The sequence below is a fragment of the Streptomyces sp. NPDC038135 genome (genome assembly GCF_055601245.1).
Map to the genome: position 1 here is coordinate 128,770 of NZ_JBVJXS010000003.1, position 26,589 is coordinate 155,358.

Consider the following 26,589-nt stretch of genomic DNA (forward strand, 5'->3'; position numbering starts at 1 on the left):
ACGTGCCGCACGAAGGGACCGATATTCGTGGCGCAAAAGGTCGTGGTCACGCTCTTTGACGACATCGACGGCTCGGAAGCGGCGGAGACGATCGCCTTCGGACTCGACGGCAAGTCGTACGAGATCGACCTGAACGAAACCAATGCCGGAGAACTGCGCAAGGCGCTCGCGCCCTACGTGGAGGCGGGCCGCAAGCGCTCGCGGTCCGGCAAGGCGTACAAGCAGACGGAGGTCGCTCCCGACCCGGCGGCCGTCCGCGCCTGGGCCCAGGCGAACAAGATGGACGTGCCGGCGCGTGGACGCATCCCGAAGAAGGTCTACGAGGCGTTCAGCGCCGCGCAGTGAGGGCCCGCGAAGGGGCGAGCCCTCAGGGTCCGTCAGCGGGCCCTGGGGGCCGTGCACTTGGCCGCGCCGGGAGGCGACTTGCGCTACCCCCCTGCTGATCAGCTAATGTCTGGGACACGCCGAGGGGCGAGGCCGAAAGGCCGGATCCCGCGGACCGTGCGGGTGTAGTTCAGTAGTAGAACATCCCCCTTCCAGGGGGAAGGCGCAGTGTGCAATTCCTGTCACCCGCTCTGGCACCGGTCGTCCCGACCACTCCTGTGGATCAGGTAGGCTGGTGCTCGCACCGATCGGTGGGAGCCGGTCGGGGGCAGTGCGGACGTAGCTCAGTTGGTAGAGCGCAACCTTGCCAAGGTTGAGGTCGCGAGTTCGAGCCTCGTCGTCCGCTCGGGAGAAAAGCCCCGGTCTTCTGGACCGGGGCTTTTTCGTGCACCCGCTTCTTCCGAACGTTCTCTCCGGGCGCCGGACATGTGAGGGTTGCCACATCCTTGCGGCCCGCACCGGGGCACGCCCGCGTGCGACGGCCCAGGCGCATCATCCGCACCACGCACCCCGCAATCCCCTGCGCCGACGTGGAGTTGACCCCCGCCGGCGACTCGCCGGACGTGCGGGACCCGCCCTGCCGGGATCCGGCGGCCTCCGGTGCGGGGGCCGCCGTGCGGCAGTGCGTCCCGCGCACCCGCCGGGTTGGGTATAGTTGCTCTCGCGCCACGGCGCAGCGCGGACGTAGCTCAGTTGGTAGAGCGCAACCTTGCCAAGGTTGAGGTCGCGAGTTCGAGCCTCGTCGTCCGCTCCAGAGAAGAAGCCCCCGGTTCCGGCCGGGGGCTTTCTTCGTGCCCCGGAACTTCTCCGGGGCACGACGCGTCAGGACCAGGCGGTGCCGGTCAGCCGCTCGTACGCGTCCACGTACTTCTGCCGGGTCGCCTCGACCACCCGCTGCGGCAACGCCGGCGGCGGCTGCTCGCTCCGGCGGTCCCAGCCGGACTCGGCGGACGTCAGCCAGTCCCGGACGTACTGCTTGTCGTACGACGGCTGCGCGCGGCCGGGCTGCCACTGGTCGGCCGGCCAGAAGCGCGAGGAGTCCGGGGTGAGCACCTCGTCGGCGAGGACCAGCGTGTCGCCGTCGAAGCCGAACTCGAACTTGGTGTCGGCCAGGATGATCCCGCGGTCGCGGGCGATGTCCCGGGCGCGGGAGTACACGGCGAGCGTGGACTGCCGGAGCTGGGCGGCGGTGTCCGCGCCGACCTGACGGGCGACCTCCTCGTAGGAGACGTTCTCGTCGTGCTCGCCGACCTCGGCCTTGGTGGCCGGGGTGAAGATCGGGGCGGGCAGCTCCGAGCCGTCCACCAGGCCCTCGGGCAGGGCCAGTCCGCAGACGGTGCGGGACTCGACGTACTCGGCGAGGCCCGAGCCGGTGAGGTAGCCGCGGGCCACGCACTCGACCGGGACCATCCGCAGCGACTTGCAGACCAGCGTGCGGCCCGCCCAGTCGGCGGGGGCGTGCTCGGGGAGCTCGGTGCTGATCACATGGTTCGGGGCCAGGTCGCGCAGCTGCTCGAACCACCACAGGGAAAGCCGGGTGAGGACACGTCCCTTGTCGGGGATCTCCGTGGGCAGCACCCAGTCGTAGGCGGACATGCGGTCGCTGGCGACCATCACGAGGTCGCCCGCCTCGTTCTGGTACAGCTCGCGCACCTTGCCGGTGTGCAGGTGCACCAAGCCCGGAACCTGGATCGGCTCGGGCTTTTCTACGAATCCGGACACGGTTCCTCCCCGTGGTTCTGTCCAAGTGCCTCGATTCTCCCGTATGCGGGTGATCGGGGTGCGCCCAGGGTCAGTCCCGTTTGCAGATGCGGTCCAGCAGGTTCGCCGTGGCCCGCTGGATGCGCGGGTCCACATGGCCGGGCCGGTCCAGGGACGGCGACCAGGCGAACGTGCCGGAGGCGAACACCCAGGCCCCGGAGGGCGCCCGGTACAGGGAGGTCTCCTGGTGCCGCTGGACGCCGTCGTTGTCGGTGTAGGGGGAGTGCGCGAGCAGGATGCGCTCGTCGTGCTCGGGCAGCGGGGTGCGCGGGAAGTAACGGTCCGCCTCGCCCGCCACGAGGCCCTCGATCTCGTCGCCCTCGCGCGCCCCGGTCGCGTCCCACAGCCAGTGGCCCGCGTTGCGGACGATCAGCGGATGCGGCTCGGGGACGCGGCCGGCGTACTGGATGCCGACGACCTGCTGCTCGGGCCGGTCGATCTCGCGCCACAGTACCGGCTTCCCCGGGCCCTTGCGCTTGCGGCAGGTCAGCAGCCGGTCGGGCACCCCGGACGCGGACGGACCCAGCTCCACCTGCCAGTACATGGTGTTCGCGGACAGGAAGATCAGGGAGGTGCCGTGGTCCCGGGCGTCCTCCACGGCCCGGCGCATCGGCACCGACCAGTACTCGTCGTGGCCGGGGAAGACCAGCCCCCGGTACCGGGTCGGGTCGACGCGGCCGGCGTGCAGGTCGCGGGCGTCGGCGTAGGCGATGTCGTAGCCGTAGCGCTCGGCCCAGCGGATGAAGTCGTAGGCGTGGCCGACGTGCAGGGGCAGTCCGGCGCCCGCGTACGGACGGTCGAAGGAGACCGTGGTGGCCGCGTCCGGCTCGCCGAGCAGACAGCCCTTCTCGTCCCAGGCGTGGTACAGGCTGGCGCCGGTGCGGCCGTCCTCCGGGTAGAGGTTGTACGCCTGCCAGGTGATGTCGGGCAGGAGCAGGAGCAGATCGGCCGGGTGGTTGTCGCGGACCGTGAAGGGGACGTGGGAGCGGTAGCCGTCGGCGGTGGTGAGGACGGCCACGTAGGCGCCGACCGCCCAGTTCGCGGGCACCTGGAGGCGCCAGGAGAGCCACCAGTGGTGGCAGGACACCGTGCGGTCGGCGGCCAGCGGCGCGGGCTGGACGATGCCGGAGAGGCGGGGGCTCGTGGTGATCTTCGAGGCGCCGTCGCCGCCGTAGTGGCCGATCCGGTAGATGTCGACGCCGAACTGCTGCGGCGGGTCGACCGTGATGTGGAAGTCGATCGCCTCGCCGGGCGCGACCGCCCCGGAAGAGGTGAAGCCCTTGATCTGGCGGTACACGTCGTCGGCCGAGCGGGGCCCCGGCCCGGACGTGCGCGGCGCGGGGACGCGCGGCCGCTCGCCCGCGGGCTGCTGCGGGCTCGGGTCGACGTACCAGGGCACGACGTGCCCCGTGTCGTCGAAGTACGTCTCACTGCCGCGCAGCCAGGGAACCGGTCCCTGGCCGAAGGGGTCCGTGACGGCGTGCGCGAGCGCTCCGGACTCCCAGCGGCGGATGTGGTCCGAGGCCATGGACGCTCCCCTCCCTCATGCCCCCGTTGCCAGCGTGGTGCGTGCTGCTCGGTCGTGCTGTCGTATGTCGCATGCCTTTGCCATGTGCGCGGTCGGTCCCAGCACATCACATAACGCACGGACCTGGTCACTGTTCGTTGCGAATTGACCTGAACTGGAAGTCTGCCCTCCGTTACGGCGTCGGGTCCGCCGAAGCCTCTCAGGTGGAGCGCCGGGCGAGGCGCCGGGCGCGGTTCAGACGAGCCGGACCGGCTTCTCCGGGCGTATCCCGGACGCGCTCAGCCAGTCCCGGAGCGGGCCGGGGTCGCCCTCCTCGATCAGGTGCAGCACCTTGGGTCCGAGGTCGGCGGCCCGCTCGCCGTCCAGCAGCAGGGAGGGGCCGTCCAGCCAGTCGAGGGCGGGGGTCGCACCGGCCGTGTCCACGGCGGCGCAGCAGACCATCGCCGTGACGTGATCGGCGAGCAGGTCGCGTCCGGTGCGCGGGGGCTGGAGCGGGAACAGCGGCAGGGCGCCGTCGTCCCAGAGCGAGCTGTCCGGGAACAGCCCGGCGGCGGTCGCGCCCTTGGGCGCGGCGGCCTCCTCCCGCGCCAGCTCCGCACTCAGCCCGGCGGCGAGAACCGCGCTGCGCTCGGTGCCGGGGTCGGAGTCGTCGTCGTCCTCCGTGCCGGGGGCGTCGTCCTCCGTGCCGGGAGCGGGGTCCTCGGCGGCGGGGAGGACGTGGTCCGAGGTGCCGGTCGGTTCGGCGGGCGCGGTGGGACGGCCGGTCGGCACGGGGTCCGTGTCGACGGGGGTGCCGGCGTCGGCGGAGGTGCCCGCGTCCGCGGCGGCGGCCGGCCCGGGCGGCTCGTCGCCGGCGTCCGGCTCCAGGGCCGTCGTCCGGCCGCCGTCCGGGCTCCCGGCCGGGTCGCAGGCGGAGCCGGCGGGCGGGTGGCCGTGTTCCGTGAGGTGGTCCAGGACCCGGGCGAGCGTGGGGCCTCCCTGGCCGGGGGCGGCAGGGGCGGGCCGGACTCCGAGGGTGTCCAGGACGCGGTGCAGGCGGGCCGCGTGGGCGCGCCAGGTGCGGTCGACGACCTCCTCCGGGTACGCCTGCCAGTCCACCGGCGCCCAGTCCGGGCCGGTCTCGGCCGGGCCGCCGTGGAACAGGCGGGCGGCGAGCAGGGAGGCGGCCTCGTCCACCGTGCCGGGCTCCTCCAGCAGGTCGCAGGCGGGGCGCTCACCGAGCCGGGAGGCGAAGCCCTCGGCCAGACGGTCGCGCCGGGACAGCTCGGTCAGGGCGGACACCACGCCCGCGTCCAGCCGGGAGGGCCAGCGGCCCATGCGCCAGGCGGGCAGCGCCACTTTGGTCAGCAGCCGGTCCCAGCCCGCGTAGGCGAGGCCGACCTGCTCCTGGGCGACGATCCGCAGGCCGTAGTCCACGGCCTGCGCGCGCTCGGCGGCGGCCGCGGCGACCCCGCGCTCCATCAGGGCCGCGTGCTCGCGGCAGCCGCGCAGCATCAGCCGGGCGACCCAGCCGAGGGTCGCGCACACGACCCGGGTCAGCGGACAGCGGCCGGGCGTCGAGGCGACCGCCACCGCCGCGTCGAGACCACGGACGAAGCGCCGGGCGGCGGCTATGTCCGGGTGCGCGGAAGGGCCCGTACCGGCGACGACCGGGGCGAGGACCGCGCGCAGCTCGCCGACGCGCATCCACCACAGGAACGGGGAGCCGATGACGAGGACGGGGGCCGAGGCGGCCCGCCGGCGGCCGTCGGGGCCCGGTCCGGGACCGGGGCCGGCGGCTTTGTCGTGCGCCGGGCGCTGGGGCGGGCCGTGGGCCGGGTGGGCCCGGTCCTCCAGCCAGCTGTCGCAGTCCGGGGTCAGCGCTATGGCCGAGGGCGCGGGGACGTCGAGCCGGTCGGCGAGGTCGCGCACCAGCCGGTACAGGTCAGGGGCCGACTTCTCGGCGACCGGGACCGTGGGGCTCACAGCCGGCCGGGCACGGGCCACCACCAGCGCTACGCCGGTCGCGGCCAGCAGCACGAGCGCGGCCGGCACACCCACCGCCCAGCGGGCGGTGTCCCAGCCCGGGCCGGTGAGCCGGCCGGTGGCGCCGCCGGTCAGCAGGACCACCTCGACGGCCGCGGGCAGCAGGGCAACCCCCAGGGCCCGGCCGCGGACGCGCAGCACGGCAAGGGCCCGCGAGCGCGCTGCCTGCGCGCCCAACTCGACTCCGGTTCCGGTCATGATCGGACCTCACCCCCTCTGCCGGTCCCGCGCTGTCCTGGCGTTGCTCACTCCCCCACTGTGGCACCCGTCACTGACATCGCAATGCCGGTGGGCCAAGTGCCGGAACGCTTGCGCCGCACCATAGTTGGGGCCCCCGCCGCCGTCAGCCGTATGGGGGATTGCTCACTCGATGGAATGGCTCTGGTCAAAGGTGGGCGACAGACAGCAAGGAACAGGCCCCGGATTCGGGTCCGGGGCCTGGGTGTGCGGGAGGGTGCGGGGCCGGTCAGGCGCCCGCCGCCCGCGCCGCGATGTCCGTGCGGTGCTGGGAGCCGTCGAGGCGGATGCGGTCCACCGCCCGGTACGCCCGCTCGCGGGCGGCGGCCAGGTCCGCGCCGGTCGCCGTGACCGAGAGCACCCGCCCGCCCGCGCTGACCACCGCGTCGCCGTCCCGCTTCGTCCCGGCGTGCAGGACGTAGGCGTGCGGGGCGTCCTCGGCGGCCACCTCGTCCAGACCGGTGATGGGGTCGCCGGTGCGCGGGGCGCCGGGGTAGTTGTGCGAGGCGACGACGACGGTGACGGCCGCGTCCTCGCTCCAGCGCAGCGGCTCTAGGTCGGCCAGGGTGCCGTTCGCGGCGGCGAGCAGCACGCCGGCCAGCGGGGTCCGCAGGCGGGCCAGCACGACCTGGGTCTCGGGGTCGCCGAAGCGGGCGTTGAACTCGATGACGCGCACGCCGCGCGAGGTGATCGCGAGACCGGCGTACAGCAGCCCGGAGAACGGGGTGCCCCGGCGCCGCATCTCGTCCACGGTCGGCCGCAGCACCGTCTCCAGCACCTCTTCGACCAGCTTGGGGTCCGCCCACGGCAGCGGCGAGTACGCGCCCATGCCACCGGTGTTGGGGCCCTCGTCGCCGTCCAGGGCCCGCTTGAAGTCCTGGGCGGGCTGGAGCGGTACGACGGTCCGGCCGTCGGTGACGGCGAACAGCGACACCTCGGGGCCGTCGAGGAACTCCTCGATGACCACACGGTCGCAGGCCGCCGCGTGCGCCTTGGCCGCGTCCAGGTCGGAGGTGACCACGACGCCCTTGCCCGCGGCGAGGCCGTCGTCCTTGACGACGTAGGGCGCTCCGAAGGCGTCCAGGGCCTCGGCGACCTCGGCCTCGGTGGTGCAGACGTACGACCGGGCGGTCGGCACTCCGGCCGCCGCCATCACGTCCTTGGCGAACGCCTTGGAACCCTCGAGCCGCGCGGCCTCCCCGGAGGGGCCGAACACCGGGATGCCCGCCTCGCGCACCGCGTCGGCCACCCCGGCGACCAGCGGGGCCTCCGGGCCGACGACGACGAGGCCGGCTCCGAGGTCGGCGGCCAGCGCGGCCACGGCCTTGCCGTCGAGCGCGTCGACCTGGTGCAGCTCCGCCACCTCGGCGATGCCGGCGTTGCCGGGAGCGCAGTGCAGGGCGGTGACGTCGGGGTCGAGGGACAGGGAGCGGCACAGGGCGTGTTCGCGGGCACCGCTGCCGATGACGAGGACCTTCACGGGGCTCAGCCTACTGGCAAGGTCGCCGAAGCCCGCCGGGCGGGTTTCCTGTGGGTTCCTACGAACGCCGGGCCGGACCCGCCGCCGGACGGGCCCCGCTACTCGTGGGTGAACTCCTCCACCACCGTCGCGCCCAGTTCCCGCACGATCAGGCCCTGGCCGGACAGCGCGGACTCGTCCAGGTCGGGATCGTCGTCCTCGGGGATGTCGTCCTCGGGTGCGACGGGGGGCGGCTCGGGGGCGCGGGCGGGCTGGGGAGCGGGGGCGGGCCGCGCCGGGGCGGGCTGGCCGCCGCCCCGGGAGGCGCCGGGCGCGGGCGCGGCAGGCTCGGGCGCCGCGGGACGGGGGGCGGCCGGGGCGCCGTAGCCGCCGGCGGGAGCGCCGCCGTAGCCCGCGCCTCCGCCGCCTCCGCCGAAGCCCGGCGCGCCGCCGGACGGCGGGGGTGCGGAGCCGCCCGAGGGGTCGACGACCGCCTCGATCTTCCACTGCACGCTGAACTGCTCGGCCAGCGCCTGGCGCAGCACGTCCTCGCTGCCGCTGCTCGCGAAGTTGTCCCGGGCGCCGGCGTTGACGAAGCCGATCTGGAGGGTGGTGCCGTCGAAGCCGGCCACCTGGGCGTTCTGGCTGAGCAGGATCCAGGTGAAGCGCCGGCGGTTCTTGACGGCCTCGAGGATGTTGGGCCAGAGCACGCGGGGGTCGAGCCCGCCGGCCTGGGGGGCCGCCGGGGCGGGGGCGCTCATCGCGGGGGCGGCCGCCGGCGCGGTCGGCTCCGGGCGCTGCGGCTGGGAGTGGGCCTGAGCGGCGCCACCCTGCTGCGGGCCCGTCGCGGCCGCCGTGGGCCAGCCGCCGGGCCGCCGGCCGCCACCGGCCGCAGCGGCGGTCGGCCAGGCGCCGGGCGCCGGGGCGGCGGCGGGGGCCGGGGGTTCGGGAGCGGCGGGGGGCGACACCGGAGCGGGTGCGGGGGCCTGCGCCTGCGCCACGGGTGCGGGAGCCGCCGGGACAGGGGGCGAAACCGGAGCGGGTACGGGAGCGGGGGCCGGCGGCTCCCCGGCGCCCGGGCCGGCGTGGACGCCGGGGCCGGCGGGCTGTCCGCCCGGTCCCCGTACGGCCGCGCGGGCCGCGGCGGGACCGCCGCCGGCCGGAGCGGGCGCACCGCCCGGGGCCATGCCCGCGTGGGCGTCGGGACCGGGGACGTAGCCCATGGCGGGCGCACCGCCACCGCCGGAGAAGGCGACGCCGCGCTCCAGCCGGTCGAGGCGGGCCAGGAGGGACCGCTCGTCGCCGTAGGCGGCGGGGAGCAGCACCCGGGCGCAGATCAGTTCGAGCTGGAGGCGCGGGGAGTTGGCGCCGCGCATCTCGGTGAGGCCTTCGTTGACCAGGTCGGCGGCGCGGCTCAGCTCGGCGGCGCCGAAGGTGGAGGCCTGCGCCTGCATGCGCTCCAGCACGTCGGCCGGGGCGTCGATGAGGCCCTTCTCGACGGCGTCCGGGACCGCCGCCAGGATCACCAGGTCCCGCAGCCGCTCCAGCAGGTCGGCCACGAACCGGCGCGGGTCGTTGCCGCCCTCGATGATCCGGTCGACGACCTCGAAGGCGGCGGCCCCGTCACCGGTGGCGAAGGCCTCGACGACGGAGTCGAGCAGCGACCCGTCGGTGTACCCGAGCAGGGAGGTGGCCATGGCGTACGTCACACCGTCCGCCGCGGCGCCGGCGAGGAGCTGGTCCATGACGGACATCGAGTCACGCACGGAACCGGCGCCGGCCCGCACGACGAGCGGCAGCACGCCCTCCTCGACCGGGATGTCCTCCCGTCCGCACACCTCGCCCAGGTAGTCCCGCAGGGTGCCCGGCGGGACGAGCCGGAAGGGGTAGTGATGGGTCCGCGACCGGATGGTCCCGATGACCTTCTCGGGCTCGGTCGTGGCGAAGATGAACTTGAGGTGCTCCGGGGGCTCCTCGACGACCTTCAGCAGCGCGTTGAAACCGGCCGACGTGACCATGTGGGCCTCGTCGATGATGTAGATCTTGTACCGGCTGCTCGCGGGTCCGAAGAAGGCCTTCTCGCGCAGCTCACGGGCGTCGTCCACACCACCGTGAGAGGCCGCGTCGATCTCGATGACGTCGATCGAGCCCGGCCCGTTCCTGGCGAGGTCCCGGCACGACTGGCACTCGCCGCAGGGCGTCGGGGTGGGACCCTGCTCACAGTTGAGGCAGCGGGCCAGGATGCGCGCGCTGGTCGTCTTGCCGCAGCCACGCGGCCCGCTGAACAGGTACGCGTGATTGACCCGGTTGTTCCGCAGCGCCTGCTGCAGCGGGTCGGTGACATGCTCCTGCCCGATGACCTCGCCAAAGGTCTCCGGGCGATAGCGGCGGTACAGCGCGAGAGACGACACGCATACGAGGTTATAGGCGTCCACTGACAACCAACCCCGCCCAAGGTTCCCGCCCCGGACCGGCCCGCCCCGCCCGGGAACGCAAGCGCCCCCCACGCACCCGCCAGAGCCGACCTACCCTTGCTGCCTTCCGGCCCTGGGGGAGTTCAGTCAGATAGCGCCGCGTGAGGGGCTGCGCCCACAGTACCCGATGGCGGCCTGCGAGAACGAGTTCGCGAGCACTCCCCTCGGTCATGTAATGTTTCCGGCGGAGGATTCGCCTAGAGGCCTAGGGCGCACGCTTGGAAAGCGTGTTGGGGGCAACCCCTCACGAGTTCGAATCTCGTATCCTCCGCCAGTGCCTCACCGGGCACGATGTCGAAGGGCCCCACTGCTCGCAGTGGGGCCCTTCGACGTTGTCCGCCCGGTCGGCCGCCGGGACCGGGCCCGCCTTCGGCCGGGTTTCCGTCGACGACCGTGCCTGCGAACGCGCGGCAGGTCCGGGAAGTCGTCGCCGTGGTCCCGGCCGCCCGCGCCGGTCCCTCGGCTTCGCCGGGTCAGGCGGTCGCGTCCGGGTCCCAGCCTTCCGGTCCGGCTCCGCGCCAGTCGATCCACGGGGCGCCGGGCACGTCCGACGGGTCGATCTCCAGGCCGGCCCGGCGGAGGAACTCCGCTATGTCGGTCGCGTTGTGGGCGAGGCCCAGGAACTCGCCGTTCACGCGGACGCGCCGGCCGCCGGAGGGCGCCGGGGGGTGCACGGTCACGCGGACCGGTCCGGACGGCATGCCCTCGGAGTCGTCCGGGGCGTCGGCGCCCGTGTCCCAGCCGGTCATCGGCGGTACCGCTCGCTCATGGGCCCGTCCGCCCGGCCCAGCTCCCGAATCTCCCACCAGGCGGCGGGGCCGGGGCGCCGGTGCCGCCAGTACGGATGGAAGAACGTCCGGGTCGACAGCCGGTACAGACGCCGGCGCAGATCCGTGCGGCCAGGATGCTCGGCGAGCTGCCGGTACGTGGCACTCCACTCCTTCTGCGCCTGCGCGAGGTCGTCGGGAAACGTTCGCATGACCGAATTCAATCATGTGTTCGATTTTCTGAGCCAGCGCGGCGGCGGGCGAGCCCCAGGGCCCCGCCGAGGGCGAGCAGGGCGCCCAGGGCCGCGTAGCCGTGGTCGAGGGTGGTGCGCGAGGCGACCAGCGCGACCAGCAACGGGCCTCCCGCGTCGCCGAGTTCCCGGCCGAGCTCGGCGGCGCCCATGGTCTGGCCCAGGCGTTCCGGCGGGGCCGAGGAGGCGAGGGCGGCGAAACCCAGCGGAGTGATCAGGCCGGTACCGGCGCCGATCAGGACCGCCGCGGACAGCACGCCGGCGAGGCCGGGCAGCATGGCGCAGCCCAGGCCCGCGGCCGCCAGCAGCAGACCCGCGGTGAGTCCGCCCCGTGCGGTGAGGCGCCCCTCGTCCAGAGCCCGCCCCGCTTTCGGCTGGACCACCGCCGCGCACCCGGCCAGCGCCGACACCGCGGCACCGGTGGCCACCGGTCCGAGCCCGGCGGTCCGGCCGGAGACCGGCAGGAATCCCACCCCGGCCGACAGCGCGGCGGTCGCCGCGGCCAGCGCCGACGTCGGGACGAGGAACGCCGGGTCGGCGAGCCGCCGGGCGAGGTCGAGCACCGTCTGCCGGGCCCTGGGCAGCGGGGCCACGACGGGCACGGCGGCGGCGGCCCAGACGGCGACCGCGGCGCCCAGCACGGCGAGGACGGCGAAGAGCAGCCGCAGGCCGCCGGCCCGGACCAGCACGCCGCCGAGCAGCGGGCCCAGCGTGTAGCCGACGGACTTGCAGAAGCCGTAGCCGCCGAACGCCCGGCCGTGTCCGGCCGCCGGGTTCAGCCGGGCGACCAGCGCGGAGGCGGACGGCGAGAACGCGGAGGCCGCGGCGCCCTGCCCGAGGCGCGCCGCCCAGAGCCAGCCCGGGCTGTCCGCCGCCGCGTACAGCGCGGACGCGGCGGCGAAGGCCACGAGCCCGCCGAGCAGCACCGGACGGGCGCCGATCCGGTCGGCGAGGGTGCCGAACACCGGCTTGAGGACGACCTCGGCGCCGTCGTAGAGGGCGAGCAGTCCACCGAGCACCAGCAGGGAGGTGACCGCGCCCTCGGTGTCGCTGCCGAGGCTCGCGGCGATCCCGTGCGCGCCGAAGGCCGTGGTGAACCCGGCCGCGTACAGCGGCCACATCCGCCGGGCCGACGCGGACCGCGCGCTGCTCGCCCGGCTCATCGCAAGGTCCCTCTCCCCGCCCTTCGGCGGCGGGCACCGGACGGCGCCGTCGCGCCGGGACGGCGCCTCGGGGACCTCGACCGTACTCCGCCGGGGACCGGACGGGCGGGCGCGGCGTCCCCGGGGCGCGGCGCGACCACTGTGACGCGCGGTTCGGCCGGGACGCGTCGGCCTCGCTCGCTCCGGGATCGGGCAGTGGTGCTATCAAGGGGATATGGAGGGATTTTCCGGGCAGCCTGAGGGTTCGGCGGAGCACTGGTCCGCCGGACGTCCCCGACGGCGCCGTACCTCCCTGCTGGATCTGCGCAGCGTGGCCGGTCAGGTGCTCCTGCTGCAGGTCGTGATCGTGGTGCTGCTGGTCGTGGCCGCGGTGACGGCCGTGGTGCTGCAGGCGGAGCGGGACGCGCTGCGGGAGGGCAGCCGGGAGTCGGTCGTCGCGGCGCAGTCGTTCGCGAGCGCCCCCGGCGTGGCCAGGGCGCTGCGCAGCCCGGACCCGACGGTGCTGCTCCAGCCGAAGGCGGAGGCGGCCCGCAAGCGCTCCGGCGTCGACTTCGTCGTCGCCATGAACACCAAGGGCATCCGCTACACGTATCCCTACCCGAGCGAGATCGGCAAGAAGTTCGTCGGCACCATCGGGCCGGCGCTGCAGGGCAAAACGGTCGTCGAGCGGGCCGGCGGACCGCCGCTGCCGACGGGCCGGGGGATGGCCGTGCAGGCGGTGGTCCCGGTGACCGACGCCCAGGGCAAGATCGTCGGCCTGGTCTCCGCCGGGATCACGGTCAAGAACGTGACGGCGATGCCGGAACTGCCGATCACCCTGGGCGCCGGCGCCGTCGCGCTGGCGCTGGCCGTGGCCGGGACGACCCTGGTGTCCCGTCGGCTGCTGCGGCAGACGCGCGGCATGGCCCCCGGGGAGCTGGCGGAGCTGTACGAGCACCACGAGGCGGTGCTGCACGCGGTGCGGGAAGGCGTGCTGATCACCGACGCCGGGGGCCGGCTGCTGCTGGCCAACGAGGAGGCGACGCGGCTGCTCGGACTCCCGGACGACGCGCGCGGGCGTCCGGTGCAGGAGCTCGACCTGCCGGAGCCGGTCCGGCGGCTGCTGGCCTCGCCGGAGGCGGTCACCGACGCAGTGCATCTCGTGGGAAACCGGCTGCTGGCGATGAACAAGCGACCCACCTACCCGCGCAACGGGCGCGGGGGCAGCGTGGTGACGCTGCGGGACACCACCGAGCTGGCGGCGATCACCGGCCGTGCCGATGTGGCGCGGCAGCGGCTGAACCTGCTGTACGACGCCGGGGTGGGGGTCGGCACGACGCTGGACGTGGAGCGTACGGCCCAGGAGCTGGCCGATGTGGCGGTGCCGCGGTTCGCCGACCTGGTGACGGTGGACCTGCTGGACGCGGTGCTGCGCGGGTGGGAGCCGACGGCGGAGGGCTGGCGGCATCTGCGGCGCGCGGCGATCGCCGGGGAGCGGCGGAACGTGCCGGTGTACCAGCTCGGCGAAGTGATCACCTTCTCGCCCCTCGCCCCGCAGATGCGGACCCTGCAGGAGGGGCACGGGATGCTGGAGCCGGACCTGCGGCAGTCCTCCGGCTGGTGGGAGCAGGATCCGGAGCGGGCCCGGAAGTCCCTGGAGTGCGGGCTGCGTTCGCTGCTGTCGGTGCCACTGCGGGCCCGGGGTGTGCCGCTCGGCGTGGCGAACTTCTACCGCAGGGCCGAGTCGCAGCCGTTCGAGCCGGAGGACCTCTCCTTCGCCGAGGAACTGGCCGCGCGGGCGGCGGTCGCCATCGACAACGCCCGCCGGTTCACCCGCGAGCACGCGATGGCGGTGACGCTGCAGCGCAGTCTGCTGCCGCGCGGACAGCCGGAGCAGGACGCGCTGGAGGTCGCCTGGCGGTACCTGCCGGCGGAGGGCGGGGTGGGCGGCGACTGGTTCGACGTCATCCCGCTGCCCGGCGCCCGGGTGGCCCTGGTGATGGGCGACGTCGTGGGACGCGGGCTGCACGCGGCGGCGACGATGGGCCGGCTGCGCACCGCGGTGCACAACTTCGCCACGCTGGACCTGCCCGTGGACGAGGTGCTCGGCAACCTGGACGACCTGGTCGTCCGCATGGACAACGAGGAGAGCAGGGCGGCGGAGGACCTGGAGGGCGAAGGCGTGACCGGGGCGACCTGCCTGTACGCGGTCTACGACTCCGTGAGCGGGGCCTGCACGGTGGCCCGCGCGGGGCACCCGGAACCGGTGCTCGTGCGGCCCGACGGCACGGTCGACTGCCCGGGCGTACCGGCGTCGGCGCCGCTCGGCCTGGGCGGCTACCCGTTCGAGACCGCCGAGCTGACCCTGCCGGAGGGCACTCAGCTGCTGCTGTACACGGACGGCCTGGTGGAGGACCGCGGCCAGGACATCGACGTCGGCATGGAGCGGCTGCGCCAGGCGCTGGACGGGGGCGGCGACCGCTCACCGGAGGAGACCTGCCGGACGGTGATCGACACCCTGAAGCCGGCCCACTCCTCCGACGACATCGCGCTGCTGGCGGCCCGCACCCGGCGGTTCCCGCCCTCGCGGGTGGCCGAGTGGGACGTGCCGTCGGACCCGGCGGTGGTCCCCTCGGTGCGGGCGCGCTGCCGGGAGACGCTGGCGCAGTGGGGGCTGGAGGAGGCCGGATTCACCACGGAGCTGATCCTCAGCGAGCTGGTCACGAACGCGATCCGGTACGGCTCGCCGCCGGTCACCGTGCGGCTGCTGCACAGCCGCGGTCTGACCTGCGAGGTGTCGGACGGCAGCAGCACCTCGCCGCGGCTGCGGCGGGCGGCGTCCATGGACGAGGGCGGCCGGGGCCTGTTCCTGGTCGCGCAGTTCGCGCAGCGCTGGGGCACCCGGTACACCAGCCGCGGCAAGGTGATCTGGACGGAGCAGCAGCTCCAGGACGGCGCGACCGCCGCGGCCGGGCACACGCCGGTCGACTTCCTCCTCGAACAGTTCGACGACCTGGAGCCCTGAATCCGGTTCGACAACCTGGAGCCGTGAACCCGGTTCGACGACCTGGAGCCGTGAACCCGGTTCGACGACCTGGAGCCGTGAACCCGGCCCGGTGCTCGCGCCGCCGGTCAGCCGGGCCGCCGCGCCGTCAGCTCCGCGACGCCGGCGGCCAAGGCGTCCGCCACCGCCCGCGGGGGTGTCTCGGGCGCTCCCCGGTCCTCCTCCGGGCGCGAGGTCCGCGCGGCCAGCGGGAGTTCCACCTGGACGCCTCCGGCGCGGGTCAGGTTCACGGGGTTGCGCGGGTTGAGGCCCCGCAGTCCGGCCGGGATCAGCTCCAGGTCGGTCACGGTCTCGAAGGCGGGGGCGAGCAGGGCGAGCGGGCGGCCGAGAACCAGCGCGGCCGTGCGGTTGGCGCCGCCCAGGAAGACCGAGCGGGGGGCGTCGGGCCGCAGGTGGCCGTGCAGGGAGACGGCGAGGGACACGTGCGAGAGGAACTCCCGCAGGGCCTCGCTCGGGGCCTCGGACATCCGGTGTGAGGGGATGTGGGCCGGGGTGCCGGCCGGCTGGGTGAAGACCAGTGCGGTCGCTCCGGTGCGGGCCGCCGCCTCGCGAGCCAGTTCCGCCGTGCCGCCCTCCTTGCCGCCGTGCAGGGCCAGCAGGCCGATGTCCGACCGGACGGTCAGAGCGGCCTCGAACTCCACACCCTCGATGACCACCCGCTCGATGTCCACGCGCTCGCCGTGCTCCATGTCGCCCTCTCCCCCGGGTCGGTCACCGCACCACCCGTACGGTCTTCGACACGGTCACCTGGTCCACGTCCGACACCCGGACCGTCACCCTCATGGTCCACGTCCCGGGCATCGGCAGGGCGAAGGAGTCGGCCGCCCAGTAGCCGCCGCGGTCGGTGACCCTGGCGTCCAGGGGGCCGACCCGCTGGGCGGCGAGGGTCATCGTGAGGCGGAGTTCGGGGACGGAGGCCAGGCCGCCGTCGGGGCCGTAGACCACCGCCTGCACGGAGTTCGTGCCGACCCTTCCGGGGTCGAGGGTGATCTGCACCTTGCCGTGGCCGCCGGCGGTGCCGACGTCGAACGGGATCGTGGTGACCGAGGCTGCCGGGATGCCGGCCGGCGCCGCGTCGGACCGCGCCGCCTCGGCCGCCGCCCGGCCCGGCAGGGTGCTGGTCAGCAGGGTGGTCAGGACGAGGACGACGACACCCGTGGCCAGTTCGGCCAGCACGGTGCGGCGCAGCCGGTGCGGGGCGGGGACCGGCGGGGTGTCCGGGCCGGGCGCCGGCCGGGGCCCGGGCGGCAGCGGCGGGCCGGTGGCCGGCTCGGGGACGCGGGCCGGCCGGGCCGCGGGGGACGGGCTCATCAGGCGGGCCGTCCAGCGCCGGGAGCGGGAGGCGGCCGCGAGGAGCAGGGCCACCGCCGCCAGCTTGGCCAGCAGGACGTGTCCGTACGTCGTGCCGGTGAGCGCCTGGAGGGAGCCCAGGCCCCGCCAGGACTGGTAGACGCCGGTCACCGCGAGGACCGTCACCGAGGCGAAGGCCAGGCGGGAGAAGCGGGTGACGGTCCGCGCCACCGGCTCCGGCGTGCCCGCGGGGGCCGGCTCCGCCGCCGGGTCCCGGCGCAGCGTCAGCAGTAGGGCCGCGAGGCCGCCCAGCCAGGCGGCCATGGCCAGCAGGTGCAGGGCCGTGGACGCGATGGCGACCGGCACCTGCGGCCCCGCGGAGGCGTGTTCGGCCGCCGCCCAGGTCAGGGAGAGGGCCACGGAGAAGACGGCGGCCGCGGCCAGCAGGGCCCGGCGGGGGACGCGCCGCCACGCGCCCCGGCGCAGTACCGGGACGCAGGCGGCCGCGAGGAGCAGCAGGGTCAGGCGGGCGAGCAGGAGTTCACCGGGCCGGGTCGTGGCCGTGCGGGTGAGCGAGGACAGCGCGAACGCCCCCGTGGGCGAGGTGCCCTCCTCGTAGGGCGCCCGCAGCAGGAAGAGAGCGGCGGTCGAGACGAGCAGGACGCCCCAGGCGGCCAGTGCCGGACGGCGCAGCCGGGCGCGGCCGGGCGGCCGGCAGTACGCCGTGAACGCCGCCGTGCCGAGCAGGAGCGCCACGGACAGGTAGGCGAGGTAGCGCGCGATGTCGTAGAGGCCCGTCGTGGCCCGGTTCTCCGCGCGGTCCGGGAGCGGGGCGGCCGGCGCCGCCGTGCGCTCGCCCACCGAGAAGGTGAGCGCCCCGGACACCGGGTGGCTGTCCGCCGAGACCACCCGCCAGGTCACCGTGTAGGTGCCGGTTGCGAGCCTGTCGGGCAGCGGGACGCGGGCCGTGTCGGAGCGGCCGGGGGCGTGGTCCGCCTCGCCGGTGCGCAGGCGGTGGTTCTCCGGGTCGTAGACGCGGAACGAGTCCGTGAGCAGGCCGACGGACTCCGTGAAGGTCAGCGTGACCCGGCGCGGGGCGGACTTCAGGACGGTCCCGTCGGCGGGGTCGGTCCCGCGCAGGGCGGCGTGGGCCGAGGCGGGGACCGCGGTGCCGAGCAGGAGCAGGAGCAGGCCCGTGCCGAGCACCGTCAGCCGCCGCAGCCACCGGTGTGCGTCGCGCACTTCAGCCCTCCGTCCCCCGGCCCGGGCGGCCGCATGCGCTCCGGGTCACGTCAGCCCTCCACATACGTACGCGGCGATCGGCCGCCGTGCTCACCGCACCGGCCGGCGGATCAGACCGGATCGCCGGGGAAGGCCGCCTCCCGTTCCAGGAAGGCCAGCCGGGCGCGCTTCTCGGGCAGGTGCACGTCGGGGAGGTCGACCTCGGGCAGCACGACCTCGGGGCCGGGTGTGAAACCGTGGCGCCGGAAGCGTTCGACCGCCCTGGTGTTGCGCACGTCCGGGTCGACCACGATCCGGCGGCGGCCGAGCCCCAGCAGGGCGTACGCCGTCATCCCGGTGAGCAGGGCCGAGGTCCAGCCGGGGCGCCGCCCGGCGGGTCCGGCGGGGGCGAGGAGCACGTGGACGCCGATGTCGCCGGGGCGGACCGGGTAGCACTCGCCGACCCGGTCGGCGCCGGGTTCGTAGGTCTGCAGCAGGGCGGCCTGTGCGCCGTCCTTGGTGACGAGGTGGGCGTGGTGGGTGTCGAGGGTCGCCATGTGGGCGTAGACCTCGGTCACCTGAGCGCGGGTCAGACCGGTCATGCCCCAGAACGCGGCGCGTTCCTCGCGCACCCAGGCGTGCACGACCCGCGCGTCGCCCGCCGGGTCGAGGGGCCGGACGCGGACGGTGCCGTAGCCGTCGATGTGCCGTTCGAACAGGTCAGACATCGTTCTCCTGGGTTTCCTCGGGGGTGAGCAGGGCCCAGTCGGTGACGACCGGGGCGAGTTCCCCCTCGAGCCACAGGGGGAGCTGGTCGCGGTGGTGCGGTGCGCCGGGGACGCCGTCGGCGCCGAACGGGACCACCCAGCGGCTGTCCTCGCGGCGGGCGAGGTCCCAGACGTAGCGGGCGGCCGGGCCGCGGGCGGCGAGGTCGGTGAGGCCGGGGACGGCCGAGGTGCACAGCACGCAGTCGTGGTCGCCGGCCAGGCCCGGTTCCTGGTGCGGCTCCCGCGCCGGCAGCGCCCTCCAGGGGGCGAGCCGGTGGGTGTCCGACCAGGCGCCGGCCGGCTCCGCGGCGGCGGTCTCCGTCAGGGCGTCCCGTACGACGGCGTCCCGGTCGACGCCGTACAGCTCCTCGGCCGCCAGCAGGTGTTCGAGGGCGTGGCCGACGCGCGGGACGAGGGCCAGCCAGGGGAGTAGGACCTCGGGGTAGGCGGGCGGTTCGGTGAGGGCGGCGAACGCCGGGTGCGCGGCGAGCCGGCGGACGACCGCGGTGCGCACCGCCGCGTAGGCGGCGGCGCCGGTGCTGCCGACGTCCATGCGGCGGTCCCAGGCCAGCAGCCGGTCGCGGAGGCGGGCCGCCTCGGGGCCGAGGCCGTCGAGGGAGGCGACGCGGTCGAGCAGCGGACCGGCCGAGGCGAGGAACGTGTCGGTGTGGACGGTGTGCAGGTCGGCGGCTGACCAGGTGGGCCGTTCCCGGAGCAGGGCGCGGATGCGGTCGGCGCGGTGCGGCGGCGCGAACTCGACGCCGAGCGGAGCGGCCGGGCCCCGCCGCTGGTTGGCCATCACGGCGATGCCGTCGCCGTCCGGTCGGGCGTGCGGCGTCTCGTGCCAGCCGCGCCATTCGTGGCCGGGCCGCCAGGCGGGGACCACCCGGAGCCGGTTGTCGTCGGCGCGCACGGGGACGCGGCCGGCGACCCGGTGCAGCAGCCCGCCCTCGGTGTCGGCGGCCAGCACGACGTTGACCGGCTCGGCCCAGCCGTCGAGCGCCCGGTCGACGTCGCCGGCCCGGCGGGCGCGCAGGAGGGGGAGCAGACAGCCGAAGCCGAGGTCCTCCGTGACGCGGGGCGGATAGCGCAGGGCGAGGGCGACGGGCGGCTCGGCCGGGCCGGTCCCGTCGCCGGCGCCGCGGCCCGGCGGCGGAGCGGCCGTGACGCCCGCCTCCAGGCCCTCCGGGCCGCCGGCGATCACCGGCCCCCGCGCGGTCTCGATCACCTCGATCTCGACCGGGGCCTCCCCGGCGACCTCCACGGTCTCGGTGTGCCGCAGCGCCCGGCGCCAGACGCCGTCGGGGCCGAGGGCCTCCACGCCCGCGCCGGTGCGCCGCAGCCGCTCGCGGTAGACGTCCTGGTAGTCGGCCATGGCGTTGGTGATGGCCCAGGCGACGGTGCCGGTGTGGCCGAAGTGGGCGACGCCGGGCACGCCGGGGACGGCGAGGCCGACGACGTCGAACTCCGGGCAGGCCAGGCGGATCTGCTGGTAGACGCCCGGGTCCTCGATGAAGCGGTGCGGGTCACCGGCGAGGACGGGCCGCCCGGTGCCGGTGCGGTCGCCGGACAGGAGCCAGCCGTTGCTGCCTGCGGTGCCGGGGCCGTCGGTGGCGAACAGGCCGACCGACTCGGGGCCGAGGTGCCGTATCGCCTCCTCGCGCCACAGCTTGGCCGGGAAGCCGGCGAACAGGATGTGCGTGGCGAGCCAGACCCCGAGCGGGGTTGAGGGCTCCCAGCGGCCCGGGGCGAGGCCGGACCGCGCGAACTCGGGCGCCCGGCGGGCGCCGTCGGCCAGTCCCTCGTTGACGCCGTCGACGTACGCCCGGACCCAGTCCGCCGTCTCCGGGTCCCGGCTCTCCAGCGCGCCGAAGCAGCGCCGGGCGGTGTCGTCGAGGCGGGCGCGGCGGGCGAACACGTCCCAGGGCAGGGCGGCCGCGCCCAGGAAGGAGGCCGAGGCGCCCCGGGCCCGGTGCCGTTCGACCTCCAGCTGCCAGGCGCGGTCCAGGGCGGTCACCCGGCCCTGGGCGCGGGCCAGGGCGCGGGCGTCGGCGGCCCGCAGATGCGGGATGCCCCAGGCGTCGCGGTGAATCTCGCTGGTCACCTCGGAGCACCCTTTCTCTTTAGGTAAGGCTTGCCTAAGTCAAGGAGATCGTACGTGACACCCCGCCGGCCCGAGGGGAGCGGCCCGCACGACCGCGCCCGGCTGCGCCCGGCGCGCCGCCGGGGCACCATCGAGCCATGGACGCGACCGTGCACCTCGCCCAGGACCCCGAGGCCGACGCGCTGCTGGGGCGCAGCCCCCTCGCCGCGCTGACCGGGATGCTGCTGGACCAGCAGATCCCGATGGAGTGGGCCTTCAAGGGCCCGGCGACCATCGCGGGCCGGATGGGCGCCCGGGACCTGGACGCCCACGAGATCGCGGCCATGGACCCGGAGGCGTTCGCCGCGCTGCTCTCCGAGAAGCCCGCCGTGCACCGCTACCCCGGCTCGATGGCCAAGCGGATCCAGCAGTTGTGCCAGTTCCTGGTCGAGCACTACGGCGGGGACGCCGAGGCCGTCTGGCGGGACGCCGGCGACGGGGCCGCGCTGCTGAAGCGGCTTGAGGACCTGCCCGGGTTCGGCCGGCAGAAGGCGCAGATCTTCCTGGCGCTGCTCGGCAAGCAGCTCGGCGTGCGGCCCGCCGGCTGGCGGGAGGCCGCCGGGGCGTACGGCGAGGAGGGCTCCTTCCGGTCCGTCGCCGACATCACCGGACCCGAGTCGCTGACCCGGGTGCGGGCGCACAAGCAGGAGGCGAAGGCGGCGGCCAAGGCCGCCAAGGCGGCGAAGTCCGCGGGGAAGTAGCGCCTCAGCCGGATGGTCCAGTCCGGGTGGCGGGGCCGCCCGGGACGATCCGAGCATGAAGCATGACCGAGGCACCCAGCGGCGGCCCCTCCTGGGACCGTGAGTACGACGACCGGAGCGTCCACGGAGGGCACGCCCCCGACGACCGGAGCGTCCACGGGGGGCACGCCCCCCAGGGCCACCACGAACCCGAACCGCCCCTGGAAGGGCCTCTGCACGCCCTGTCCCGGGCGGCCTGGCAGGTCGTCCTGGGCACCGGGATCGCCTCCCTGGTCCTCGGCGTCCTGGTGCTGGTCTGGCCGGGCCCTTCCCTGCTCGTCGCGGGGGTGCTGTTCGGGGTCTACCTCGTCGTCAGCGGCGTCTTCCAGCTCGCCGCCGCCTTCGGCACCCACCAGCGGACCTCGCTGCGCGTGCTCGCCTTCATCAGCGGCGCCCTGTCGATCCTGCTGGGCCTGTTCTGCTTCCGCGGGCCGATGCAGTCGTCCCTGCTGCTCGCCCTGTGGATCGGCATCGCCTGGCTGATCCGGGGCATCACCCAGACCCTGGCCGCCGCCTCCGACTCCCGGATGCCCGCCCGGGGCTGGCAGATCTTCCTCGGCATCGTCACCTTCGTCGCCGGGATCGTGCTGATCGACTCGCCCTTCACCTCGGTCGCCGTGCTGACCCTGCTCGCCGGCTGGTGGCTGGTGATCGTCGGCATCGTGGAGATCGTCACCGCGATCCGCGTCCGGGGCATGGCCCGGCAGGTCCCGCGCACGGTGTGAGACCGGGGGCGGTGGGCCGAACGGGCGTATCCCGGGCGGCGCGTGCTGCGGCGGGGCGGCCGGGCGGGCACAGACCCGGTGTGAGCAGGACCGTACGTGAATCCCGCAGCCGCATCTGGCTGCGGGTGCTCGTGCTGCTCCTGGCGGTGTGGGTGCCAGGCGCCCATGTGCAGGCCCAGCCGGCGCCCGCCCCGGCCGCGTCGGCCGGCGCCTCGGAGCACGACCACCTGGACACCCTGCCGCGCCCGGCCGCCCGCGTCTCCCACCCGGCCGGGGCCCCCGAACGTCCCTCGCCCCTGCCCGCACCGGCGCCCGCCCGTACGGCGGCGCCCGCGGGCCCCGCCGTGCCGCGGCCGCCCGGCGCCGTCGCCCTGCTCCGCACGGTGGTCCTGCGCTGCTGACCGGGCCCTTCCCCCAGGTCCAGTCAGCACTACGCGAGGAACGACCATGCCCACAGACCCGTACGCGGTCCTGCGCGCCCTGCTGCGCGCGGAGGCCAGGCGCAGCGCGCCGGCCCGGCCGGAGAAGACGGACACGCGACCGCAGGGGCCGGCGAAGGAGGACGGCCGCTGATCAGCCGGCGGAGGCGGTCACCGCCTCCGCCGTGCGGTACCGAACAGGGAGCGGCTGATCTCGCGGCCGATCTGGGTGCCGACCGAGCGGGCCAGCGACTTGAACATCCCGCTGCCCACGACCTGTTCGACCAGCGACGGCTCCTCCTTCGGGGCCTTCTTCCCCCGGGTGCGCGCGGTCTCCGCAGCGCCCGCGGCCTCCTGGGCCCGGCCCGGCTCCGGCGCCCCGGCCGCCGGCCGCTCGCTCAGCCGCTCGTACGCCGACTCGCGGTCCACAGCCTGTGCATAACGTCCGTGGAGTGCGGACTCCCGCACGGCCTGGTCGAGTTCCGGCCCGTCCACCGGGCCCATCAGGGACTGCGGGGCGCGCAGCCGGGTCGCGGCGACCGGCGTGGGGGCGCCGGTCTCACTGAGCACGGTCACCACGGCCTCGCCGGTGCCGAGGCCGGTGAGGAGCTCCTCCAGGTCGTAGGCGGAGTCCGGGAAGGTCCTCACGGTCGCCTTCAGGGCCTTCTGGTCGTCCGGCGTGAAGGCCCGCAGCGCGTGCTGGACCCGGTTGCCGAGCTGGCCGAGGACGTCGGACGGCACGTCCTTCGGGGTCTGGGTGACGAAGAAGACGCCGACCCCTTTCGAGCGAATCAGGCGCACGGTCTGGGTGATCGACTCCAGGAACGCCCGGGAGGCGCCGCTGAACAGCAGGTGCGCCTCGTCGAAGAAGAAGACCAGCTTGGGCCGGTCGGCGTCGCCCACCTCGGGCAGGTCGTGGAAGAGGTCGGCGAGCAGCCACATCAGGAAGGTGGAGAAGAGCTGCGGTCTGTCCTGCACGGCGGGGAGTTCGAGGACGGAGACGACGCCCCGCCCGTCCGGCGCCGTACGCAGCAGCTCGGCCGTGTCGAACTCCGGCTCGCCGAAGAAGTCCGCCATGCCCTGCGCCTCGAAGGCGGTCAGGGCACGCAGGATCACCCCGGCCGTGGCGGTGGACAGTCCGCCGATGTCCCTCAGCTCGGCCTTGCCCTCGTCCGAGGCGAGGAAGGCGGCCACGGCCCTGAGGTCCTTGAGGTCGACCAGCTCCAGGCCCTTGGTGTCGGCGTAGTGGAAGATCAGGCCGAGGGACTGCTCCTGGGTCTGGTTGAGCCGGAGCACCTTGGACAGCAGCACCGGCCCGAAGCTCGTGATCGTGGCCCGCACCGGGATGCCGTGGCCGAGCCCGCCGAGCGCGAGGAACTCCGCGGGGAACCCCGCCGGCGTCCAGCTCTGGCCCGTCTCGGCCGCGCGGCTCCGGACCCGGTCGTTCGACACGCCCGGCCGGGAGATCCCGGAGAGGTCGCCCTTGACGTCCGCGAGGAACACCGGCACGCCCTGCGCGGACAGTTGCTCGGCGATCAGCTGGAGCGTCTTGGTCTTGCCGGTGCCCGTGGCGCCCGCGACCAGTCCGTGCCGGTTGAGCATGGGCAGCGGGACGCGCACCGGCGCCTCCGGGAGACACCGGCCGTCCCAGAGCAGGGCGCCGAGATCGAGGGCGCGACCGGTGAAGCCGTATCCGGCGCGGATCCGCTCGGCCTCGGCGGGCAGCGCCTCGCTGTCACTCATCCACGGCCCCTGTCTCCGAAAGCACCCGTTATGAGCCTCTTCGCTCCGGCATTTCCAGCGTCGCACTGCGCCGCCATGGCTGCGCCCGGAACGTCTGGACCGGTAGGCTTTCCGTGTGATCTTCAAGCGCATCGGAAACGGCCGGCCGTACCCCGACCACGGCCGGGAAAGCACCCGGCAGTGGGCGGACGTCGCGCCGCGCCCGGTCCGCCTCGATCAGCTCGTGACCACCAAGCAGCAGCTCGATCTGGAGACCCTGCTGGCCGAGGACTCGACGTTCTACGGCGACCTCTTCGCGCACGTCGTGAAGTGGCAGGGCGATCTCTACCTGGAGGACGGCCTCCACCGAGCGGTGCGCGCCGCCCTCCAGCAGCGCCAGGTGCTGCACGCGCGCGTGCTCGAACTCGACTGAGCCGCACGACACGCCCGTTGCCCCTTTCGGGTTCCGCTGTGCTGCATCTGGTGATCATCTAATAGGCATCGCCGCCCAGGCGCACTACGCTGCGTTCATGAGCATGCTGACTCCCCCCGGCATGGGCGGCCAGTACCGGATCACGGGGGGCAAATACCCTCGGATGCGCCCTCCCCGGCGGCGCGGCAGGCTGGTGGCCGCCGCGGTGGCCTCCGTCGCCGCGCTCGGGCTGATCGGCTGGGGCACCCTGCAGCTCATCGACGTCTTCACCCGCGGCGACAAGTCCGCGGCGGCCGGCACCAAGGCCGAGTGCCCGGTCGCGAAGGCCTCCGCCGCGCCCGCCAGGGCCCTGCCCGAGCCCCGCACGATCACCGTGAACGTCTACAACGCGACGACCCGCAGCGGTCTCGCCAAGGCCACCGCGGACGAGCTGAAGAAGCGCGGCTTCAAGATCGGCGACGTGGGCAACGCGCCCAAGGAGTACGACAAGAAGGTCAAGGGCGCCGGAGTGCTCCTCGGCCCCGCCACCGCGCTGGACACCTCGCTGCCGGTGCTCGCCACCCAGCTGCCCGGTGCCGAGCACCGCACCGAGGCCGGCCGCAAGGGGGCCGGCCTCGACCTGATCATCGGCGACAAGTTCGGCAGCCTGGCCCAGCGGGCCGCCGCCGACCAGGCCCTGGCCCGGCTGACCGAACCGAAGCGGACGACCGCCGCGTCGCAGAAGGGCTGCTGAACAGGGCCCAGTCCAGGGCCCGTCCGGCGGATCACGCCGGCGGCCCGGACCCCGGCTCGCCCACCCGCACCGGCGGGGAGGCGCCGGCCGGGGCGGGCCCGGAACGCCGGACGGGTTCTACTCGGCCGCGCCGTACAGCCGGTCGCCCGCGTCCCCGAGGCCGGGGATGATGTAGCCCTGCTCGTTCAGGTGGTCGTCCACGGCCGCCGTGACGACCGTGACCGGGGTGCCCGCGAGCTCCCGCTCCATGACCTCGACGCCCTCCGGCGCCGCGAGCAGGACCACGGCGGTGACGTCGTCGGCGCCGCGCTTGATCAGCTCCTGGATGGCCGCGACCAGCGTGCCGCCGGTCGCCAGCATCGGGTCGAGGACGTACACCTGGCGGCCGGAGAGGTCCTCCGGCATGCGCGAGGCGTACGTGGAGGCCTGCAGCGTCTCCTCGTTGCGGATCATGCCCAGGAAGCCCACCTCGGCGGTCGGCAGCAGCCGGACCATGCCGTCCAGCATGCCGAGACCGGCGCGCAGGATCGGCACCACCAGCGGGCGCGGCCGGGCGAGCTTGACGCCGGTGGTCCGGGCGACCGGCGTCTGGACGTCGACGGCCTCGGTGCGCACGTCCCGCGTGGCCTCGTAGGCGAGCAGGGTGACCAGTTCGTCGGCGAGCCGGCGGAAGGTCGCGGAGTCGGTGCGCTGGTCGCGCAGCGTGGTGAGCTTGTGAGCGACCAGGGGGTGGTCGACGACGTGGAGACGCATGTCCCTAACAGTAACCGCGCTCGGCCGCACTCCGCGCTGGCATCAAACCGCCCGACGGAGGGAAAGTGGGAGGGACGGACCCGGGGTGGTGTGACTGTGCCTGACCTGCCTGATCACGAGACCGACGCCGCCGTGGACGCCGGGCGCACGACAGGCCCCCGGCGGCCCGAGACGGACGCCGAGCGCCGGCGCCGCCGCGCCCAGTTCCTGCGCGATCTCGCCGAGGCCCGGGCACTGCGCGACCGCGTCCAGCCCCGGCGGGCCAAGGCGGCCCGGTTGCGCCACGCCATGCGGATGCGAACCTTCCGCTGGTAGGGGGATTCCGTCGTACGGTCGGGTGGGAAGAGACCCGTGGGAAGACAGCCGGTGGGAAAGACCGGTGAACGAACCGGTGTTGCCCGGGTGGACGTGCGTGAGCGCCGGTCTGGCCGCGTACGATCCGCAGGTGGCGGCAACGGACGTACGCGTGGACCGGCCACGGATCCACGATCGAAACTGCCGGACACAGGGAGCCGAAGACGTCCCCTGAACGTCTTGTTTCTGCCACGATT

The 26,589-nt window shown here is 74.8% G+C and carries 23 protein-coding genes, 4 tRNA genes and 1 other RNA gene; 13 read left to right on the forward strand and 15 right to left on the reverse strand.

The window, feature by feature from the left end:
- Window positions 1–27 precede the first annotated feature (27 nt).
- From ACZ7JA_RS08985 to ACZ7JA_RS09000, 4 genes are all read left to right on the forward strand, one after another.
- Window positions 28–345, forward strand: coding sequence for a histone-like nucleoid-structuring protein Lsr2 (locus ACZ7JA_RS08985; protein ID WP_250404435.1), 318 nt, complete (start codon window positions 28–30; stop codon window positions 343–345).
- A gap of 158 nt (window positions 346–503) precedes the next feature.
- Window positions 504–575, forward strand: a tRNA-Gly gene (locus tag ACZ7JA_RS08990).
- An 82-nt stretch (window positions 576–657) separates the two neighbouring features.
- Window positions 658–730 (forward strand) — tRNA-Gly (locus tag ACZ7JA_RS08995).
- Between the two features lie 332 nt (window positions 731–1,062).
- Window positions 1,063–1,138, forward strand: a tRNA-Gly gene (locus ACZ7JA_RS09000).
- 68 nt (window positions 1,139–1,206) lie between these two features.
- On the opposite strand, the gene ACZ7JA_RS09005 is transcribed toward ACZ7JA_RS09000, so the two are convergent.
- The 6 genes from ACZ7JA_RS09005 to ffs all read right to left on the reverse strand — a co-directional run bounded on the left by ACZ7JA_RS09005 (window position 1,207) and on the right by ffs (window position 9,982).
- On the reverse strand, window positions 1,207–2,106 hold the full coding sequence (locus ACZ7JA_RS09005) for a phosphoribosylaminoimidazolesuccinocarboxamide synthase (RefSeq protein WP_351661432.1): 900 nt from the start codon (window positions 2,104–2,106) through the stop codon (window positions 1,207–1,209).
- A 70-nt stretch (window positions 2,107–2,176) separates the two neighbouring features.
- A complete protein-coding gene (locus ACZ7JA_RS09010; RefSeq protein ID WP_470807783.1) occupies window positions 2,177–3,673 on the reverse strand; it encodes a N,N-dimethylformamidase beta subunit family domain-containing protein in 1,497 nt (498 codons plus the stop codon).
- Window positions 3,674–3,907: 234 nt separating this feature from the next.
- Window positions 3,908–5,896 carry a hypothetical protein gene (locus ACZ7JA_RS09015; protein WP_470807784.1) on the reverse strand — a complete coding sequence of 663 codons (1,989 nt, stop codon included), beginning with the start codon at window positions 5,894–5,896 and terminating at the stop codon, window positions 3,908–3,910.
- A 268-nt stretch (window positions 5,897–6,164) separates the two neighbouring features.
- Window positions 6,165–7,415 (reverse strand): phosphoribosylamine--glycine ligase, encoded by a 1,251-nt coding sequence (gene purD, locus ACZ7JA_RS09020; RefSeq protein ID WP_351661441.1) that lies wholly within the window; start codon window positions 7,413–7,415, stop codon window positions 6,165–6,167.
- Window positions 7,416–7,513: 98 nt separating this feature from the next.
- Complete coding sequence (locus ACZ7JA_RS09025) at window positions 7,514–9,805, reverse strand: DNA polymerase III subunit gamma and tau (RefSeq protein ID WP_470807785.1); 2,292 nt, start codon at window positions 9,803–9,805, stop codon at window positions 7,514–7,516.
- A gap of 78 nt (window positions 9,806–9,883) precedes the next feature.
- Window positions 9,884–9,982, reverse strand: an RNA gene (ffs, locus tag ACZ7JA_RS09030) — signal recognition particle sRNA small type.
- Window positions 9,983–10,054: 72 nt separating this feature from the next.
- Here ffs and ACZ7JA_RS09035 point away from each other — a divergent pair.
- Window positions 10,055–10,142: transfer RNA gene (locus tag ACZ7JA_RS09035), tRNA-Ser, on the forward strand.
- Window positions 10,143–10,341: 199 nt separating this feature from the next.
- On the opposite strand, the gene ACZ7JA_RS09040 is transcribed toward ACZ7JA_RS09035, so the two are convergent.
- Genes ACZ7JA_RS09040 through ACZ7JA_RS09050 form a run of 3 tightly spaced genes read right to left on the reverse strand, consistent with a single transcriptional unit; the run spans window position 10,342 to window position 12,007 of the window.
- A complete protein-coding gene (locus ACZ7JA_RS09040; RefSeq protein WP_393432700.1) occupies window positions 10,342–10,617 on the reverse strand; it encodes a hypothetical protein in 276 nt (91 codons plus the stop codon).
- Window positions 10,614–10,847: a hypothetical protein gene (locus tag ACZ7JA_RS09045; protein ID WP_470807786.1), complete on the reverse strand. Its 234-nt coding sequence runs from the start codon at window positions 10,845–10,847 to the stop codon at window positions 10,614–10,616. Before ACZ7JA_RS09045 ends, ACZ7JA_RS09040 begins: the two co-directional genes overlap by 4 nt.
- Window positions 10,848–10,855: 8 nt before the next feature.
- Entirely contained in the window at window positions 10,856–12,007 is a 1,152-nt protein-coding gene (locus ACZ7JA_RS09050) for an MFS transporter (protein WP_470807965.1), read from the reverse strand.
- 256 nt (window positions 12,008–12,263) lie between these two features.
- Here ACZ7JA_RS09050 and ACZ7JA_RS09055 point away from each other — a divergent pair, with 256 nt between their 5' ends.
- Window positions 12,264–15,053: a SpoIIE family protein phosphatase gene (locus tag ACZ7JA_RS09055; protein WP_470807787.1), complete on the forward strand. Its 2,790-nt coding sequence runs from the start codon at window positions 12,264–12,266 to the stop codon at window positions 15,051–15,053.
- Window positions 15,054–15,160: 107 nt separating this feature from the next.
- Here ACZ7JA_RS09055 and ACZ7JA_RS09060 read toward each other — a convergent pair whose 3' ends face one another.
- The 4 genes from ACZ7JA_RS09060 to ACZ7JA_RS09075 form a co-directional block, all read right to left on the reverse strand.
- Window positions 15,161–15,781, reverse strand: a complete 621-nt coding sequence (locus ACZ7JA_RS09060) for a poly-gamma-glutamate hydrolase family protein (protein WP_389451729.1) — start codon at window positions 15,779–15,781, stop codon at window positions 15,161–15,163.
- 22 nt (window positions 15,782–15,803) lie between these two features.
- Entirely contained in the window at window positions 15,804–17,624 is a 1,821-nt protein-coding gene (locus ACZ7JA_RS09065; RefSeq protein WP_470807788.1) for a copper resistance CopC/CopD family protein, read from the reverse strand.
- A gap of 110 nt (window positions 17,625–17,734) precedes the next feature.
- Complete coding sequence (locus ACZ7JA_RS09070; protein ID WP_470807789.1) at window positions 17,735–18,331, reverse strand: GNAT family N-acetyltransferase; 597 nt, start codon at window positions 18,329–18,331, stop codon at window positions 17,735–17,737.
- The gene (locus tag ACZ7JA_RS09075) at window positions 18,324–20,474 is read right to left on the reverse strand and encodes a penicillin acylase family protein (protein ID WP_470807790.1); all 2,151 of its coding nucleotides are present in this window, start codon (window positions 20,472–20,474) and stop codon (window positions 18,324–18,326) included. Before ACZ7JA_RS09075 ends, ACZ7JA_RS09070 begins: the two co-directional genes overlap by 8 nt.
- A gap of 137 nt (window positions 20,475–20,611) precedes the next feature.
- Between ACZ7JA_RS09075 and ACZ7JA_RS09080 the strand changes: the two genes are divergently transcribed.
- The 4 genes from ACZ7JA_RS09080 (at window position 20,612) to ACZ7JA_RS09095 (ending at window position 22,551) form a co-directional block, all read left to right on the forward strand.
- Window positions 20,612–21,214: an HhH-GPD-type base excision DNA repair protein gene (locus ACZ7JA_RS09080; protein ID WP_351661469.1), complete on the forward strand. Its 603-nt coding sequence runs from the start codon at window positions 20,612–20,614 to the stop codon at window positions 21,212–21,214.
- Window positions 21,215–21,276: 62 nt separating this feature from the next.
- Complete coding sequence (locus tag ACZ7JA_RS09085) at window positions 21,277–21,978, forward strand: HdeD family acid-resistance protein (protein WP_351661472.1); 702 nt, start codon at window positions 21,277–21,279, stop codon at window positions 21,976–21,978.
- 80 nt (window positions 21,979–22,058) lie between these two features.
- Entirely contained in the window at window positions 22,059–22,379 is a 321-nt protein-coding gene (locus ACZ7JA_RS09090) for a hypothetical protein (protein WP_470807791.1), read from the forward strand.
- A gap of 46 nt (window positions 22,380–22,425) precedes the next feature.
- Window positions 22,426–22,551 carry a hypothetical protein gene (locus ACZ7JA_RS09095; protein ID WP_351661478.1) on the forward strand — a complete coding sequence of 42 codons (126 nt, stop codon included), beginning with the start codon at window positions 22,426–22,428 and terminating at the stop codon, window positions 22,549–22,551.
- A gap of 17 nt (window positions 22,552–22,568) precedes the next feature.
- On the opposite strand, the gene ACZ7JA_RS09100 is transcribed toward ACZ7JA_RS09095, so the two are convergent.
- Window positions 22,569–24,140, reverse strand: coding sequence for a helicase HerA-like domain-containing protein (locus tag ACZ7JA_RS09100; protein WP_470807792.1), 1,572 nt, complete (start codon window positions 24,138–24,140; stop codon window positions 22,569–22,571).
- A 115-nt stretch (window positions 24,141–24,255) separates the two neighbouring features.
- Between ACZ7JA_RS09100 and ACZ7JA_RS09105 the strand changes: the two genes are divergently transcribed.
- Window positions 24,256–24,552, forward strand: coding sequence for a type II toxin-antitoxin system VapB family antitoxin (locus ACZ7JA_RS09105; protein ID WP_004943146.1), 297 nt, complete (start codon window positions 24,256–24,258; stop codon window positions 24,550–24,552).
- 121 nt (window positions 24,553–24,673) lie between these two features.
- Window positions 24,674–25,285 (forward strand): LytR C-terminal domain-containing protein, encoded by a 612-nt coding sequence (locus ACZ7JA_RS09110; protein WP_389451945.1) that lies wholly within the window; start codon window positions 24,674–24,676, stop codon window positions 25,283–25,285.
- Between the two features lie 117 nt (window positions 25,286–25,402).
- Here ACZ7JA_RS09110 and upp read toward each other — a convergent pair whose 3' ends face one another.
- Window positions 25,403–26,038 (reverse strand): uracil phosphoribosyltransferase, encoded by a 636-nt coding sequence (gene upp, locus ACZ7JA_RS09115; RefSeq protein WP_351661484.1) that lies wholly within the window; start codon window positions 26,036–26,038, stop codon window positions 25,403–25,405.
- A gap of 96 nt (window positions 26,039–26,134) precedes the next feature.
- Here upp and ACZ7JA_RS09120 point away from each other — a divergent pair, with 96 nt between their 5' ends.
- Window positions 26,135–26,353: a hypothetical protein gene (locus ACZ7JA_RS09120; protein WP_389451747.1), complete on the forward strand. Its 219-nt coding sequence runs from the start codon at window positions 26,135–26,137 to the stop codon at window positions 26,351–26,353.
- Window positions 26,354–26,589: the final 236 nt, after the last annotated feature.

Excerpts from the sequence above, each read along its gene's own strand:
- ACZ7JA_RS09010 (WP_470807783.1), bottom strand. The coding sequence starts at position 3,673 with ATGGCCTCGGACCACATCCGCCGCTGGGAGTCCGGAGCGCTCGCGCAC.
- ACZ7JA_RS09015 (WP_470807784.1), bottom strand. The coding sequence starts at position 5,896 with ATGACCGGAACCGGAGTCGAGTTGGGCGCGCAGGCAGCGCGCTCGCGG.
- ACZ7JA_RS09040 (WP_393432700.1), bottom strand. The coding sequence starts at position 10,617 with ATGACCGGCTGGGACACGGGCGCCGACGCCCCGGACGACTCCGAGGGC.
- ACZ7JA_RS09045 (WP_470807786.1), bottom strand. The coding sequence starts at position 10,847 with ATGCGAACGTTTCCCGACGACCTCGCGCAGGCGCAGAAGGAGTGGAGT.
- ACZ7JA_RS09050 (WP_470807965.1), bottom strand. The coding sequence starts at position 12,007 with ATGTGGCCGCTGTACGCGGCCGGGTTCACCACGGCCTTCGGCGCGCAC.
- ACZ7JA_RS09055 (WP_470807787.1), top strand. The coding sequence starts at position 12,264 with ATGGAGGGATTTTCCGGGCAGCCTGAGGGTTCGGCGGAGCACTGGTCC.
- ACZ7JA_RS09060 (WP_389451729.1), bottom strand. The coding sequence starts at position 15,781 with ATGGAGCACGGCGAGCGCGTGGACATCGAGCGGGTGGTCATCGAGGGT.
- ACZ7JA_RS09070 (WP_470807789.1), bottom strand. The coding sequence starts at position 18,331 with ATGTCTGACCTGTTCGAACGGCACATCGACGGCTACGGCACCGTCCGC.
- ACZ7JA_RS09080 (WP_351661469.1), top strand. The coding sequence starts at position 20,612 with ATGGACGCGACCGTGCACCTCGCCCAGGACCCCGAGGCCGACGCGCTG.
- ACZ7JA_RS09085 (WP_351661472.1), top strand. The coding sequence starts at position 21,277 with ATGACCGAGGCACCCAGCGGCGGCCCCTCCTGGGACCGTGAGTACGAC.
- ACZ7JA_RS09095 (WP_351661478.1), top strand. The coding sequence starts at position 22,426 with ATGCCCACAGACCCGTACGCGGTCCTGCGCGCCCTGCTGCGCGCGGAG.
- ACZ7JA_RS09100 (WP_470807792.1), bottom strand. The coding sequence starts at position 24,140 with ATGAGTGACAGCGAGGCGCTGCCCGCCGAGGCCGAGCGGATCCGCGCC.
- ACZ7JA_RS09110 (WP_389451945.1), top strand. The coding sequence starts at position 24,674 with ATGGGCGGCCAGTACCGGATCACGGGGGGCAAATACCCTCGGATGCGC.
- upp (WP_351661484.1), bottom strand. The coding sequence starts at position 26,038 with ATGCGTCTCCACGTCGTCGACCACCCCCTGGTCGCTCACAAGCTCACC.